Origin of the sequence: Bradyrhizobium sp. TM239, from assembly GCF_036247985.1 — a bacterium.
GTDB lineage: Bacteria > Pseudomonadota > Alphaproteobacteria > Rhizobiales > Xanthobacteraceae > Bradyrhizobium > Bradyrhizobium ottawaense.
In genome coordinates, this window is sequence record NZ_BTIR01000001.1 from 376,117 (window position 1) to 391,145 (window position 15,029).

The 15,029-nt window shown below is 62.8% G+C and carries 16 protein-coding genes; 11 read left to right on the forward strand and 5 right to left on the reverse strand.

Annotated features, from left to right (window positions below):
- The first annotated feature begins 156 nt into the window (after positions 1–156).
- Positions 157–630 (forward strand): transcription elongation factor GreA, encoded by a 474-nt coding sequence (greA, locus tag AABA84_RS01825; protein ID WP_007596674.1) that lies wholly within the window; start codon positions 157–159, stop codon positions 628–630.
- A gap of 315 nt (positions 631–945) precedes the next feature.
- Here greA and AABA84_RS01830 read toward each other — a convergent pair whose 3' ends face one another.
- Positions 946–1,425: an Lrp/AsnC family transcriptional regulator gene (locus AABA84_RS01830; RefSeq protein ID WP_338311171.1), complete on the reverse strand. Its 480-nt coding sequence runs from the start codon at positions 1,423–1,425 to the stop codon at positions 946–948.
- Between the two features lie 266 nt (positions 1,426–1,691).
- Here AABA84_RS01830 and trxB point away from each other — a divergent pair, with 266 nt between their 5' ends.
- From trxB to AABA84_RS01855, 5 genes are all read left to right on the forward strand, one after another.
- Positions 1,692–2,657, forward strand: coding sequence for a thioredoxin-disulfide reductase (gene trxB / locus AABA84_RS01835; RefSeq protein WP_338311172.1), 966 nt, complete (start codon positions 1,692–1,694; stop codon positions 2,655–2,657).
- A gap of 5 nt (positions 2,658–2,662) precedes the next feature.
- Positions 2,663–3,586, forward strand: a complete 924-nt coding sequence (locus AABA84_RS01840; protein WP_026201990.1) for a LysR family transcriptional regulator — start codon at positions 2,663–2,665, stop codon at positions 3,584–3,586.
- Between the two features lie 458 nt (positions 3,587–4,044).
- On the forward strand, positions 4,045–4,953 hold the full coding sequence (gene dapA, locus AABA84_RS01845; RefSeq protein ID WP_338311173.1) for a 4-hydroxy-tetrahydrodipicolinate synthase: 909 nt from the start codon (positions 4,045–4,047) through the stop codon (positions 4,951–4,953).
- A gap of 54 nt (positions 4,954–5,007) precedes the next feature.
- Positions 5,008–5,265 (forward strand): hypothetical protein, encoded by a 258-nt coding sequence (locus AABA84_RS01850; protein WP_338311174.1) that lies wholly within the window; start codon positions 5,008–5,010, stop codon positions 5,263–5,265.
- Positions 5,266–5,398: 133 nt separating this feature from the next.
- Positions 5,399–5,563 (forward strand): hypothetical protein, encoded by a 165-nt coding sequence (locus AABA84_RS01855; RefSeq protein ID WP_212248460.1) that lies wholly within the window; start codon positions 5,399–5,401, stop codon positions 5,561–5,563.
- A gap of 80 nt (positions 5,564–5,643) precedes the next feature.
- Here AABA84_RS01855 and AABA84_RS01860 read toward each other — a convergent pair whose 3' ends face one another.
- Together AABA84_RS01860 and AABA84_RS01865 are read right to left on the reverse strand one after the other, a co-directional pair.
- Positions 5,644–6,321, reverse strand: a complete 678-nt coding sequence (locus AABA84_RS01860) for a ParA family protein (protein WP_028150667.1) — start codon at positions 6,319–6,321, stop codon at positions 5,644–5,646.
- Positions 6,322–6,704: 383 nt separating this feature from the next.
- Complete coding sequence (locus AABA84_RS01865) at positions 6,705–7,049, reverse strand: hypothetical protein (RefSeq protein ID WP_212248339.1); 345 nt, start codon at positions 7,047–7,049, stop codon at positions 6,705–6,707.
- A 477-nt stretch (positions 7,050–7,526) separates the two neighbouring features.
- On the opposite strand from AABA84_RS01865, the gene AABA84_RS01870 reads away from it, so the two are divergent.
- Positions 7,527–8,693 (forward strand): CaiB/BaiF CoA transferase family protein, encoded by a 1,167-nt coding sequence (locus AABA84_RS01870; RefSeq protein WP_338311175.1) that lies wholly within the window; start codon positions 7,527–7,529, stop codon positions 8,691–8,693.
- Positions 8,694–8,695: 2 nt separating this feature from the next.
- On the forward strand, positions 8,696–9,616 hold the full coding sequence (locus AABA84_RS01875; RefSeq protein WP_338311176.1) for an HpcH/HpaI aldolase/citrate lyase family protein: 921 nt from the start codon (positions 8,696–8,698) through the stop codon (positions 9,614–9,616).
- 48 nt (positions 9,617–9,664) lie between these two features.
- Here AABA84_RS01875 and AABA84_RS01880 read toward each other — a convergent pair whose 3' ends face one another.
- The gene (locus AABA84_RS01880; protein ID WP_338311177.1) at positions 9,665–10,804 is read right to left on the reverse strand and encodes a helix-turn-helix transcriptional regulator; all 1,140 of its coding nucleotides are present in this window, start codon (positions 10,802–10,804) and stop codon (positions 9,665–9,667) included.
- 309 nt (positions 10,805–11,113) lie between these two features.
- Between AABA84_RS01880 and AABA84_RS01885 the strand changes: the two genes are divergently transcribed.
- Positions 11,114–12,058, forward strand: coding sequence for an AEC family transporter (locus AABA84_RS01885; RefSeq protein WP_338311178.1), 945 nt, complete (start codon positions 11,114–11,116; stop codon positions 12,056–12,058).
- A gap of 25 nt (positions 12,059–12,083) precedes the next feature.
- Here the strand turns inward: AABA84_RS01885 and tenA are convergent, their stop codons facing one another.
- Positions 12,084–12,758, reverse strand: a complete 675-nt coding sequence (gene tenA / locus AABA84_RS01890; protein ID WP_338311179.1) for a thiaminase II — start codon at positions 12,756–12,758, stop codon at positions 12,084–12,086.
- 336 nt (positions 12,759–13,094) lie between these two features.
- Between tenA and AABA84_RS01895 the strand changes: the two genes are divergently transcribed.
- Together AABA84_RS01895 and AABA84_RS01900 are read left to right on the forward strand one after the other, a co-directional pair.
- Positions 13,095–14,417 (forward strand): GmrSD restriction endonuclease domain-containing protein, encoded by a 1,323-nt coding sequence (locus AABA84_RS01895; protein ID WP_338309436.1) that lies wholly within the window; start codon positions 13,095–13,097, stop codon positions 14,415–14,417.
- Positions 14,363–15,019 carry a hypothetical protein gene (locus AABA84_RS01900; protein WP_338311180.1) on the forward strand — a complete coding sequence of 219 codons (657 nt, stop codon included), beginning with the start codon at positions 14,363–14,365 and terminating at the stop codon, positions 15,017–15,019. Before AABA84_RS01895 ends, AABA84_RS01900 begins: the two co-directional genes overlap by 55 nt.
- Positions 15,020–15,029 lie beyond the last annotated feature (10 nt).

A 15,029-nucleotide genomic window follows, 5' to 3' on the forward strand; every position in this document is an offset into this window, starting at 1 on the left:
TGGCCGGAGGAACTGTCCGGCCATGGTGGTTGTTCTGTTCCGGCGCCAACCCACATAACGTTCCGGTGGCCGCGTGTTCAGGGCCGGGAATACCGACGAATCAAGGTTGCCGCGCCCGCTGTTGTGGGGACGCGGAGCCGAAGGACGAGAGAAGAGATGGAAAAGGTTCCGATGACAGCGGGCGGCTTTGCCGCGCTCGGGGAAGAATTGAAGAAGCGCCAGTCCGAGGACCGTCCGCGCATCATCGAGCACATCGCGGAGGCGCGCTCGCACGGAGACCTGTCGGAGAACGCGGAATATCATGCCGCGAAGGAAGAGCAGTCCCACAATGAAGGCCGCATCGCCGAGCTCGAGGACAAGCTCGCGCGCGCCGACATTATCGACATCTCGAAATTGTCCGGCGACACCATCAAGTTCGGCGCCACCGTGACCCTGGTCGACGAGGACACCGAGAAGAAGACGGTGTGGCAGATCGTCGGCGAGGTCGAGGCCGACGCCAAGAAGGGCCGCATCTCCATCACCTCGCCGCTCGCACGCGCGCTGATCGGCAAGAAGAAGGGCTCGACCGTCGAGGTCAACGCACCCGGCGGCGCCAAGGCGTATGAAATTACCAAGGTGGAGTGGCGGTAAGAATTTGCCGCCCGAGCTGAGACGTTTCAAAAGGCCGCGCGATGCGCGGCCTTTTCGTTTCGGCGTGTTGCTTGTGTGGGTGGAGCACGCTCTCTCACCCCTCGTCGTTGCGAGCGGAGCTTGTAGCAGCTACGCCCTTCACTCTCGTGTCCCGGACGCGCTGCAGCGTTCTTACGCTGCTGCGCAGAGCCGGGACCCAGAAGGCGACACGGGAAGGCGAGGTGAGATGGGCCCCGGCTCTGCAGCGCACCGCACCGGACGATGCTTCGCATCGCCGGGGGCGCTGCGCAGCGTCCGGGGCACCAGACTGGCGCGCTACCGCCTCCCCTTCACGTCCAGCGGCACCGCCGCCTCATACTTCGAATTATGCAGCACCAGCGATGTCCGCACATTGCGCACGTGGGGCGCGGCGGTCAGGTGGGTGACGAAATCCTGGAAGGTCGCCATGTCGGGGGCGACGCATTTGAGGATGAAATCGACCTCGCCGGACAGCATCCAGCATTCGCGCACCAAGGGCTCGGCGCGGACGAACTCCTCGAAGGCGCGCAAATCCGCCTCGGCCTGGCTGGACAGGTGCACGGCGGCGAACACGGTGACGTCGAAGCCGAGCTTGCGGGCATCTAACAGGCCGCGATAGCCGTGGATGTAGCCCTCCTCCTCCAGCACCCGGACGCGGCGCAGGCAGGGCGGCGGCGAGATGCCGACCCGCTTGGCCAGCTCGACATTCGTGATTCGACCGTCGGCCTGAATCTCGGAGAGAATTTTCAGGTCGATCTCGTCTAGGTTCCGCGACACTTGATTGGAACTCCTGGCCTTTGCGGCTGTATTGGTGGGTTTGCCGCAATCCTCATAGCCCAGTCCGCACGAGTAGCGCAATTTTATTGCGCGTGCACCGCAATCGACTTTTGTTCCTTGTTGGAAAAATCCGCCGACAGGCAATGCAATTCTTGCATAGCTCACCAGAACGCTTAGATTAGCTCTGATATTTCAGCGCCTCCGCGAGGCCTCCCGGCACGTTCCGCGCCCGCGCTGCGAATCCCCCGTGAAAGGCGTCCGTCAATATGTCCGCCCCTGTCCATGCAAAGGTCGTCATCATCGGCTCCGGCCCCGCCGGCTACACGGCGGCGATCTACGCCGCGCGCGCGATGCTCGAGCCGATCCTGATCCAGGGCATCCAGCCGGGCGGCCAGCTCACCATCACCACCGACGTCGAGAACTATCCGGGCTTCGCCGACGTGATCCAGGGCCCCTGGCTGATGGAGCAGATGGAGAAGCAGGCGGTCCATGTCGGCACGAGGATCGTCTCCGACCTGGTGATCAAGCTCGACAGCTCGCAGCGGCCATTCCGCCTCACCTGCGACTCCGGCGACGTCTATCTCGCCGACGCCGTGATCCTCGCCACCGGCGCGCAAGCGCGCTGGCTCGGGTTGCCGTCCGAAGTGAAGTTCCAGGGCGGCGGCGTATCGGCCTGCGCGACCTGCGACGGCTTCTTCTACCGCAACAAGGAGGTCGTGGTGGTCGGCGGCGGCAACACCGCGGTCGAGGAAGCCCTGTACCTCACCAACCACGCCTCGCAGGTCACCATCGTGCATCGCCGCGACCACTTCCGCGCCGAGCGCATCCTGCAGGAGCGTCTGTTCAAGCACCCGAAGATCAGGGTGATCTGGGACAGCGCCGTCGACGAGATCTGCGGCACCGAGAACCCGAACAAGGTCACCCATGTGCGCCTGAAGAACGTCAAGTCCGGCGCGCTGACGGACGTGAAGACCGACGGTGTCTTCATCGCCATCGGCCACGCGCCGGCGACCGAGCTCGTGAAAGACCAGATCAAGCTCAAACCGTCGGGCTATGTCGAGGTCGCCCCGAACTCGACCGCGACATCGGTGCCCGGCCTGTTCGCCGCCGGCGACGTCGCCGACGAGACCTATCGCCAGGCCGTCACGGCCGCCGGCCTCGGCTGCATGGCGGCGCTCGAAGCCGAACGTTTCTTGGCCCTGCGCGCCAGCGAGCGCGCGGCAGCGGAATAAAGATCATGCCCCGAACACGCGACGGATTTACGGATATGGACTGGGACAAGCTGAAGGTGTTTCACGCAGCGGCGGAAGCGGGCAGCTTCACGCATGCGGGCGAGCAGCTCGGCCTGTCGCAATCGGCGGTGTCGCGCCAGGTCTCGGCGCTGGAGCAGGAGCTTTCGGTCTCGCTGTTCCACCGCCATGCCCGGGGCCTGATCCTCACCGAGCAGGGCGATTTGTTGTTCCGCACCGCGCATGACGTGTTCATGCAGCTCCAGGCGGCGCGCGCCAAGCTGACCGACAGCCGCGAGCGGCCGAGCGGCGACCTCAAGATCACCACCACCCCCGGCGTCGGCATCAACTGGCTGATCCCGCGGCTCGGCGAATTCACCGCGCTCTATCCGGAAATCCGGATCTCGCTGATCGTCACCGACGAGGAGCTCGACCTGTCGATGCGCGAGGCCGACGTCGCCATCCGCACCCGCAAGCCGACGCAGCCGGATCTCATCCAGCGCAAGCTGTTCGCGATGGGCTTCCACGCCTATTGCTCGCCGGAATACATCAAGCGCTTCGGCACGCCGCGCACGCTGGAGGAGCTCGACTCCCACCGCATCATCACGCTCTCGGACGGCAACTTCGCGCCGCATCTGCAGAACCGCAACTGGCTGGTCGAAGCCGGCCGCAACGGCTCGGGTCCGCGCGAAGCCTATTTCAGGGTCAACAACATCCTCGGTCTGGTGCGCGCCTGTCAGCAGGGCCTCGGCATCGCCGCGCTGCCCGACTACCTCGTCGAGGAACAGAGCAAACTCGTGCAGCTGTTCGGCGAGTCGGATTCGATCCAGCTCGATACGTATTTCGTATATCCCGAGGAGTTGAAGACGGTTGCGCGCGTGCAGGTGTTCCGCGACTTCGTGGTGAGCAAGGCGCAGCGCTGGCCTTCCTGATTTCCGCATGACTGACATGCGGCCTCGGCTGTTGCTGCATGGCGCTCGTCAAGCTCATACTGTTTGCACGCTGAGCCTTCGCGTTGCGCATTTGTCCCCCTCCTCCAGTGGCGCGGGAGTTCAGTAATCCCTCTTGGAAGGTGATTGTGTCGGCCTCACGTGGCCAATACCTTAAGCCGGGCTCGTTCGAGCCCGGCTTTTTTTCGGCCAAACCGGCCTTCGCCTTCCGCGTGTATTGACAGTTCCAGGCATACCCCGCATCATTTGCAAATGATCACGAAGTCGTGCGCAATCTCGTCGAAGGCGATCGCCTCGAAAAAAGGCCCCCATCCGGGGACCTCGGAGTTTTGCGCGCGCTAGACCGGCTTCGTCATCGCTGCAATCCGAAAACCCCGCCGCCTGGACGGGGTTTTTTCATGTGCCCTCCGTCTCAGGTTTCCCGAGAAGGAGATGGAAACATGACCGGACTTGAAGATCATTTGCACGGGCTGTGGCTGCCGCTGGTGACGCCGTTTCAGGGCGGCGCGCTCGACGAGCGATCGCTGCGGCGGCTGACGCGGCACTACAGCGCGCAAGGCATCGACGGCTTCATCCTGGGGGCGACCTCCGGCGAAGGCATGACGCTGCGAGAAGCCGAGCTCGAACGCCTCGTCGCCATCGTGCGCGACGAGATGGCGGCGGGCCGGCGCACCTTGCCGATCTGCCTCGGACTGTCAGGCGCGGACACCTCGCGGCTGAAGGACCGCCTCGACGAGACCGCGGACTGGCCGATCGACGGATATCTGATCGCAAGCCCTTACTATGTGCGCCCCTCGCAGCGCGGCCTCTTGGCGCATTTCGAGACGCTCGCCGATCACGCGGCCTGGCCGATTGCGCTGTACAACATTCCCTATCGCACCTCGGTGAACATCACCAACCAGACCATGCTGCGGCTCGCCGAGCACCCGAACATCGTGGGCCTGAAGGATTGCGGGGCGAGCCGCGAGCAATCGATCGCGCTGCTGCGCGACCGGCCGAAGGAATTTCGCGTGCTCACCGGCGAGGACGCGAGCTATTTCGAGGCGCTCAGCGACGGCGCCGACGGCGGCATCGTGCTGTCGGCCCATGTCGAGACCGCGACGTTTGCGGCGGTGTATGCGGAAGCGAAGCGCGGCAACCACGACGCGGCGCTGGCGCGCTGGCACGAGGTCGCCGATCTGACGCGGCTGCTGTTCACCGAACCGAGCCCGGCGCCGGCAAAGTATTGGCTGTGGCGGTGCGGCCTGATCGACAGCCCCGAAGTGCGTCTGCCGATGGTGGAAGTGAGCAGCGAGCTCGCCGCCGCGATCGATCGCGAGATCGAGCGACGGACGAAGGTCGCCGCGTAGTATCGCTTACGCTCCCCTGGAGGGCCCCTCCAGGGGAGGGTAAGAGCGCCGCCCGTGGTTAACATCACCCCAACGGTCTTCGCGCCCGCCGCATGGCGCATCCACCGCTCGTTTACCCATCCGTCCCTATCGTTGCTCTCCAGGAACTTCCAGAGGGGGAATGACCATGGGACATCGCACCCGGCCTACGGCCGCGAGCCAATACGCGCCGCCGATCTTTTGCAGGGAATTCTCGTCGTTTCGTCGTTCGGGTTCTGGGCAGTGATGCTCGGCCTGATGCCGGTGCTGCTGTATCGGATCTGGCTCGCCTGAAGGCGGCACGTCGCGCGGATGGTTAAGCGGCCGTCACAAATGCGCTCAAAATGCGCAGCGGTTTGCCAGCCGGAATCTTAAAACATCCCGCGTATCGTTCACGCCCATAAGCGAAGAAATCGCGGGGGCGTTTATGAATAGTCATAATGAGATGGCGTCGTATTTCGGCGCCGGACAGGAGAAGCTGTCCACCGAGCAGAGCTTTACCACCGAGGACATTCTCTGGGCCGCCGGCATCTGGTCGGTGATCCTGACGCTGTCGCCGGTCATCGTGTTCTACATGCTGATGGTGGCGTAGCCCTCCTTCGGCAGATCCCGAAAACGCAAAACGCGCGGACATTCCCGCGCGTTTTTCGTCCGGGGAATGATTTATGAAAATTATGCAGCCTGCTTGTGCATTGCGCCGGACGCCGACGCCGTGCCGCGAATGGCCTTGACTGAACGCTCGATCGCCGCCCACAGCCTTGCGATTTCCTGAGCCGCACGGCTCTCGGCCTGATACTCCCGCGCGCCTTCGCCGTGGCTCAGCGCCATCAGCAGATCCGAACGGTTGGTGATCTGGCCGCCCCACACCGGAGCCCGGAATTTCGCCAGCGCTTCGCGCGCGATGGTGACGATCGGGCTTTCGGACTCGTCGCGGCGCGCCGGCGCACCGTTGAGCACGACCGCGTAGGGCTTGCGCGCGGCGCGGCACATCTGGATGGTTTCCTGCACCGCGTTGACGTCGAACACGCCGGGACGCGCCGGAATGACCACCATCGTCGCGTTCTTGATCGCGTCGTCGACCACGGCCGAGAGGTTCGGCGGCGTGTCGATCAACACCCATTCATAACCGTCGCGCTTGGCAGCGGAGACGATGCCGCTGACGGAGTTCACGGCCGCCTTGATCGGCGGTTCGTTGGTGCCACGCAGCTTGTGCCACAGCGTGAGCGAGCCCTGCGGGTCCGCGTCCACGAGCATGACCTGCTTGCTCGCCTTGATCTGCGCGGCGAGATGCGCGGCTAGGGTACTCTTGCCCGAGCCGCCTTTACGCGATGCAAAAACAATAACGTTCATACCTTCGGCCTCCAGATTGACCCCAGGCCGCGAAAATGAATCACCGCGCTGATTCGTGAAAGAAAAATTTATCGAGGGTTGCGTTACGGCCACGAAATAACAAGGCGTGTTGGCTTTTGAGTCACACTGCGTCGCAGGACGAGAGACAGACTGCAACGAAACGCCGTCCGCGCGAGCGTCTGTGCGCTTTTTGAGCAGCCGAGCAGGACCAGGCGGAATGCAACCTTCCCGCGCAAACCCTTACCCGACTCTTTTCCATCGCGCGTTCGTAATTGCCGCAGGCATCAGCGCGGCCTTCGCGAACAAAAGGAGTCCGCTCGCTGGCGCAGGGCTGACGCCGGGCATGACGAAGGTTTCAGACAAGGAACGCGGCTGTCCCGGGCTCAGCCGTCGCTGGTCTTTTTCTTCCTGGCGACCGGCTTGGTGCTCTTCCTCGCGGTTTTGGGCGCGATGTTGGTCGGCTTGCCGGCGCGGGCCTCGCCCGGCTCGGGCCCGGGGCGGAAGAACACCCGGCATTGCGGCGAGAGCTGCGCCTTCTTCTTGATCATGCAGGCGGTGATGGCATCGACGTTCGGAACGAACTCGCCGCACAGCCGCATCGCATCCGGCGTGCAGGCCTGCTGCTCCTCCGGGGTATAGGCGAAGCCCGCACCGGGCTGGATGAGCACGGCCAGGGCCATCCCGAGGGTTGCAGCAGCCAAGGATGTCTTGAAGCGAAACGCCGGCATCGATCCCCCCAACATGTCGAGTCGGAGGGAATAGTGGGTGAACGACGGTTCGTTGGCAACCGAGGGGGGATGCGAAAGGTCGGACCTGTGCGGTCTTGGCAACAGGATGAGGCAGGCTTCCGCTAGCTGTCCACGACGTCATGGCCGGGCTTGTCCCGGCCATCCACGCCTTGCCACGAAGCACTGAGAACGTGGATGCCCGGGACAAGCCCGGGCATGACGACCACATGGAGGCGCGGGGGATGACAGCTGTGCGCGAGGAAAGAGTACCCCGCCCACAAAAAACGCGAAAACAACCCCATGCACAGTAGCCAAGCCCCGGTAACCCTTACGCATTTTCATGACTTAGGATTTAACGAAGCCGAATTTGACTCGTCGGGCAAAACGGAGGCATGATGTCATCATCAAAAAGATGCGCGTGGGTGGTCGGCCTGTCTCCTGCGCTGGTCGGAAAGCGCACGAGAGGAAGCGATCGCAATGGAAGGGAATGAAGCGGATCTGCCGCTGGCGGGCGTCACGGTGGTCTCGCTCGAGCAGGCGATCGCAGCGCCGCTGGCCAGCCGGCACCTCGCGGATTGGGGTGCGCGGGTGATCAAGATCGAGCGGCCGGGCACTGGGGATTTCTGCCGGGACTACGACCACGTGATGAACGGCATGTCGAGCCAGTTCGTCTGGACCAACCGCTCCAAGGAAAGCCTCGCCATCGACATCAAGAGCGAGGACGGCCGCACGGTGCTCGACGCCCTGCTGCCGCAGGCCGACGTGTTCATCCAGAATCTCGCGCCCGGCGCTGCCGAGCGGCTCGGCCTCGATGCCGCATCGCTGTTGCGCAGACATCCGCGCATCATCGCCTGCGACGTCTCGGGCTATGGCACCGGCGGCCCCTACAGCGACAAGAAGGCCTATGATCTGCTGGTCCAGTGCGAGGCCGGGGTTCTCGCCATCAACGGCACCGAGGCGGAGCCGGCCAAGGTCGGGCTGTCGGTGGTCGACATCGCCACCGGCATGTACATCCTCAACGGCGTGCTGATGGCGCTGTATCGCCGCGAGCGGACCGGCAAGGGCACCGCCTTCCAGGCCTCGTTGTTCGACTCCATCACGGACTGGATGAGCTATCCCGCCTTCTACACCCAGAGCACCGGCCGGCCGCTGCCGCGAACCGGCGCGAAGCATGCGACGATCGCGCCGTACGGCCCGTTCCGGGTCGGCGACGGCAACACCATCTTCTTCGGCATCCAGAACGATCGCGAATGGCGATCGCTGTGCCGCATCGTGCTCGGCGACGCCGGCTTCGCCGATCATCCGAGCTTCCGCACCAATCCGCTGCGCATGCAGAACCGCGACGATCTGCAGGCGCATATCGAGCAGCGCTTTGCCGCCATGACCAGCGAGGAGGTGCTGCGCCTGCTCGATGAGGCCGCGATCGCCAACGCGCATCTGAACTCGGTCGAGGCTTTCCTCGCGCATGAGCAGCTCCACACACGCAGCCGCGTGCAGAGCGTCGGCTCGCCGTGCGGGCCGGTGATGAGCTTCCTGCCCGCGCTCACCATTCCAGGCGTCGAGCCGCGGATGGATCCGGTGCCGGATGTGGGACAGCACAATCAAGCCATCCTCAGCGAGCTTGGTCTGGCGAAGGACATTTGACGATGGCACAACGGCCAACGCGGGCTTACCTCGCCGTCCCCGCGCATCGCTCCCGTCTCGTCGCCAAGGCGGCGGCCTCGGCTGCGGATGCGGTTTTCATGGATCTCGAGGACGCGGTGCCGCCATCGGAGAAGAGCTTTGCGCTGGAGGAAGCCGTCCGCTCCCTCGCCTCGCTCGACTGGGGCACCAAGCGCGTCACGGTGCGGGTCAACGCCGTCGACAGCCGCTTCATCGCGCAGGAAATCCGCGCGCTGGCGGCGCTTCCCCGGCTGGATGCGGTGATCGTGCCGAAGGCGGAGCGCACCGGCGACATCGTTGCGATCGCCGATCAGCTGCGCGCCGCCGCGCTAGATCGCGCTTCGCCGGTCGCGCTGGAATTGCTGATCGAGACGGCGCTCGGCCTCGTCAATGTCGATGCGCTCGCCGCGTGCCACGACAGCGTCGCCGCGCTGCATCTCGGCGTCGGCGATTTCGCGGCTTCCATCGGCGCCCGCTCCTCCGACATCGGCGTGTCGCCGGATGGCTACCGCCATGTCGGATCGGCGCAAAGCGGCTATGCCTCCGCTCCGCTCGATCTGTTCGCCTATCCGATGATGCGCCTTCTGGTCGCCGCTCGCGCGTGCGGCCTCATCGCCATCGACGGCCCCTGCGGCGCGTTCCGCGATGCCACGCTGACCGAAAGCGCTGCGCAAAAGGCCGCGGCGATGGGTTTTGACGGCAAGCAGGTCATCCACCCCGACCAGATCGAACCGACGCTGCGCGCGTTCATGCCGTCGGAGCAGGAGCTGGCCCAGGCGCGGCGAATCGTCGAGGCCATGGAGCAGGCCGAGGCGCAGGGACAGGGCGCGGTGACGCTGGACGGTAAGATGATCGACTATGCCAATGTGCGGATGGCGCGTCGGATCATCGCCCTGGGGTCGTAGCGGCGCCTACAAGCCATTCCCGACGCGCATCCTTCAAAGGCCGGTGGTTCAAGGCCCTCGCAACACGAGCCGGCCGAGCAGCGCCGCGAGCTCGCTTTGCCTGGATATGCCGAGCTTCTGAAATACGCGCTTCAGCACATTGCGCGCCGTGTCTTCGGCAATCCCGAGCCGGCCCGCAGCTTGTTTCGGCGGAACGCCCGAGCCCACCAGCGAGGCGATCCTGGCCTCCCCGAGCGTCAAGCCCAGGATGTCCCGCACGATGGCGGGATCCGGAGGCTCGGCAGATTTCTGCTCGATCGCGAGCACGATCGCTCGCGTGCGGGTCAGAAAATGGCTGTCCGAAAGTGCGCCGGCGGTGATCGGGAGCAGGTAGATGACGAAACGCCGGCCTGTCGCACTCGACTCGACGAGAATGGGTCTCGGCTCGGCCAGCAGATCGCGCGCCTCGGCGCGAAGCGTTTGCGTCATGGCGGCCTCGAACGGCGCCCGGCTCGCCACCATGCGAACACGCAGACGATCGTTCACGAGGTCGAACACCTCGCCGAGAAGGCTTTCCCCAACCGGATTGGCGAACAGCACGCGCGCCGACGAGTCCAGCGCGAACACGCCGATGCCGATCCGCGCGAGGGCGTCGCCAAGGCCCAGATTGGCCAGTTCGGTATCAAGCAGCCTGATCGACAGCCGCAACGATTTCTCGGCATGGCGCCCGAGCGTCGCTATCAGGTCCAGTTCGGCGTCGGAGAACTGCGGCCTGGCGAAGGCTCGCTGCACGCTGAGAGCCACGATGATCCGGGGGTCGGGTGACACCCCGATCGATCCGAACCAGCCCAAACCGTGCCTTGCAAGGAATTCTCTGCTGAACGGATGGTTGAGGTAGGCGTCGTCGATCGGGCCGATGTGTCGATCGGTGAAGGGCTCGCCGCTGACGTAAAGGCCGGCCGAGATGCAACGTTCGGCCTTGAAATCGTGCTGCGCCCAACGCGTCCCATAGTCGGTGAGCGCCGGCGCGAGGCTTTCGGAGGCGATGGCTCCGAAAGCCCCGTCGTCCCTTCGCCATTGCAGGATCGCGCCGGCGTCATCGAAGCAGCCTGCGATCTTGCCAAGAGCGGATGGCCAGAATGATGGGCTCGCTGCCGTATCGTAGATCGCTTCGACGGCAGCGAGGAGACGGTCGGCGGCAAGGGGCATGGGATCCAATCGATCAAAGAATGTAGTCAGGTTACACGAGATTGCCTTCCAGCAATTGCCGTTCGGCTGCCTTCGCGGGACTTCTCCCGGATTTCTGCGTGAGAGATCGGTCACGGTGGCGGTGCACAAATTGTCTTTGGTCAGCCTTGCGGCTAACGTGCATTTTGCGGTGCGGGAGTTTTTATGCACTGTCACCGTCATCAAGCACTGCCACCGTCCTCAGGGGCGGTGACGCTGGAAGGCTGGATGATCGATTATGCCAATGTGCGGATCGCACATGGGATCATCGAGCTGGGGTTGTAGGGGCGCATGGCTACGCTGTTGATCGTCGCACCGGTGTTCGCGCTGATCGCGGCCGGCTATGCCGCGGTGCTGTTTCGCTTCGTCTCGGAGAGCGCGCACAAGGGCATCAGCGAATTCGCCTTCAGCATCGCGATCCCTGCCCTGCTCTTCCGCACCATCGTCGTCTCGGAATTCCCCGACGTCAGCCCTTACCGGATGTGGGGCGCCTATTACGGCGCGCTCGCGCTCATTTGGATCGCGGCGCTCGCGATCTCCGCGCTGCTCCGCGCGCGGCGCGAAGATCGCGAGGACGGCGTCGTGTTCGCGATCGGCTCGGTCTACGGCAACATCGTGATGCTCGGCATTCCCCTGACGCTCTCGGCGCTGGGCAACGAGGCCGCAGGCCCGATGGCGCTGATCCTGTCGGTGAACACGCCGCTGCTCTGGCTCTGCGGCATCCTGCAGATGGAGCTGGTCAACCGCAAGCGGACCGGCTCGGCCCTGTCAGTCATCTGGCCCGTGCTCACAGACCTCGCCCGCAACCCCTTGATGCTCGCGATCGGTTTCGGCGTGATCTGGCGTTTTACGGGCCTCGGCCTTACCCCCGTCGTCGACCGCACCATCGAGCTCCTGGCGCAGGCGGGATCGCCGACAGCCCTGATCGCGCTCGGCATCAACCTGTTCCGCTTCGAGGTGAAAGGCGAGAAGCTGAGCATCCTGGTGATGTGCGCGCTGAAGCTGGCGGCGATGCCGGCCGCCGCGTTCGTGCTGGCAAAGCTGCTCGACCTGCCGCCGCTGGCCACCGGTGTCGTCGTGCTGTTCGCAGCGATGCCGACCGGCGCGAATGCGTACATCTTCGCGGTGCAGTATCAGCGGCTGGTGAACCCGGTGTCCGGCGCGGTGGCGCTGGGCACGCTGCTGGCGGCGGTGACGCTGCCGGTGGTCGTGTGGGCGGTGACAGGAGGGAGGTAGGCGCGCCTGACGTCTGCCGACACCGCTATGCGACGGCTTGGCCCGCGCGCCAGGCCATTTCCCAGAAGTCTGCCTCGAGCCGGGTGGCTTCCTTGAAGATCGCAATCAGCTCGGCCTCGCGGGCCGGCGTGGCGTAGAGATCGGCGAGATGCTCCATATGCGCCCGCGCCTTGGCGGCGACCTCCTGGTACGGCGGGCCGGCGTATTCGGCGATCCAGACGCGATAGGCGTTCGTCGCGGCGTTCGCTTGGGGGCGCGAGGCGAGCCGCGTTGCGATCTCCGCGTACCCGATCACGCAAGGCGCAAGCGCCACCTTGAGCGCCAGCAGATCGCCGCGCATTCCCGCATCCAGCACGTAGCGCGTATAGGCCAGCATCTCGGCCGCCGGAGGGGCTTGTTCAAGGTCGCTCGGGGACAGGCCCCATTCGGCACAGAGCTTCACATGCAGGTTCATCTCGACATCAAGGATAGCCGAAAGGCCGGCCGCGGCTTCGCGCATGTCGGCAAGTCTGGGCGACTTGTAGACCGCGAGCGCGTAGGCGCGCGCAAACTCGATGAGGAACAGATAGTCCTGAACGAGATAGTGACGAAACGCAGCTTCAGGGAGCGAGCCGTCCGCCAATCCGTTCGTGAAGGGATGCTCGGTGTAGGCCCGCCACTCAACGGATGCTGCTGTCTTGAGACGCTCGAAGAAACTCACGATGTTTTCCGCCTGGCTTGCTTGTCGATGAACGTCTTTGGCTCGCTACCGATAGCGCATTGCGGAACGAGGAGCTACGGTGGCGGCGGACAAGATTGGTTTTGAGCAGCGTTGCGGATAGGGCGCTCTCCTCGACGTGAATTTAGTGCACTGTCAGCGTCCGCGCATATCTTCGCGGTGCAGTATCAGCGGCTGGCGAACGCGGTATCGGGCGCGGTGGCGCTGGGGACGCTGCTGGCGGCGGTTACGCTGCCGCTGGTGGTGATGATGATCGTGCGGTTGAAGGTTGGCTGAATTTCAACTATCCGTTATGATAGCGCAAATGTCGGGGGGCAAATGCAGAAATCAGCGTCTACGAAGCACAAAGCAACAACTAAGAGCGTGCTCGATCTCTGGAATTTGTACGAGCGCAATCATCTGAACCTTGAGCCAGGTTTCCAGCGCCAATCGGTTTGGAATGAGCGCGATAGGGCCAAACTCGTAGACAGCATCCTACGGAACTATCCTCTTCCTGCTATCTTCCTGTACAAGCGTGAGGAGGACGGCCACTTAGTATTCGACGTGATCGACGGAAAGCAGCGTATTGAGTCCCTGCTGATGTTCATCGGCACGTTGCGCGGTCGATTTTATACACGCACTCAGCTTCCAGGCTCTGATGAATTGGAGTGGATCGACTGGCCTCTTATGAAGAGAAGAGGCCTACAACATCTCATCACAGGTTATGAGATACCCGTGATCGAGGTCGATGGCGAGCTCGGAGAAATCATAGAGGTTTTCGTTCGAATTAACTCGACCGGCAAAGCACTGACACGACAAGAGAAGAGGCATGCCCGTTACTATCGCAGCCCATTCCTCAAGGAGGCATCGAGACTGGCAAACCGATTCGCGAAGTACTTCTTGAAGAATGGAATTCTCACTGCCGGTCAAATCGATCGGATGAAGCACGTTGAGTTCGTGTCAGAATTGATGCTGTCGCTCGTTCAAGGCGACGTACTAAACAAGAAAACCGCTCTAGATAGGGTTATGCAAACGAACTCCTTCGATGGTCGGCAACTAAAAAGAGCTGTGTCGCTGGCAACCACAACGCTGAACCGGGTACAACGCATGTTCCCGGACTTAAAAAGCACCCGTCTAAAGCAAATCACAGACTTCTATACTTTGGCAGTCTTGATCGGAAAGTACGAGCAAGAAGGACTCGTCCTTACTGATCGTCGTCGAAATCAGCTTGCGTGGGACTTGCTCAAGGCTTTCGCAAACCGAGTCGACGAAGTTCGTGAGCTCCAGCGTAAAGCGAAGGGAGCTCGTCCAGACCAGGAACTCTACCGAGAATACTTAGTCACGGTGTCGCAGATGACCGATGACGTAAGTCAGAGGCGAAAGCGCGAACAGATCCTTGGTAGCATCTTGAAGAGTCTTTTTTCGAGCAAAGACTCGCAACGAGGGTTTACCGCCGAGCAGCGCCGCATCATTTGGAATACCTCCGCGAACCGCGTTTGCTCTCATAAGGGATGCACGACCAAACTGAGTTGGAACGACTTCACAATCGATCATATAGATCCACACAGTAGAGGTGGGCGAAGTAAGTTGGAGAACGCCGCTCTGATGTGCAGAAGGCACAATTCGTCAAAGGGAAATGGAAACCGCAGATTGGCGGCGTAACAGCTATGGCTATTGCAGACGACAATGAGCTGAAGGCTGCAGCTGCAAATGCAGGCTCTTTAGTCCAAGACATCCAAGACTATTGTGGGCGCGCGTTTAAGCCAGAGGCTAAAATCAGCTTCCCGCGTGGAATGATCGGAACCGCTGCCCAATACAGGGTACGGTGCCCTGCATACTTGACGCGAGATCAAATCAGCAGTTGCGCTTACGGATTCATGTTCCTTGACGTTCTTTGGTGGGTGGTTTCGCGTACGGATATCGCTAGCGTCGGCAAGCAAATGGCCTTGAAGTCCGCCATCGTAACTTTAGGAACGATATTGGAGGTATCGCTCTGCGTTCCCGGCCTTTCCCGAGATAAAGTGCTATCCGCAAAGAACGGCGCCGGTGTGAATCCTCGGTTGACGAAGGCTCAAGAAGAAGGGTGGATCTCCCAAGAGCAATGCGCAACCCTCACGCAGCTTTGGAAGCATCGAAACAACGTGCACCTCAAGATTTTAGCCGAAAGCGAACTAGATTTGTATCAGCCGGAGCATGTCAACGAGCCATATGCCGCCCTCCTAGTTCTGCTCGGCCGATTGAAGGACTGGAACGGTGGCTGGTAGGGCGGCTGGA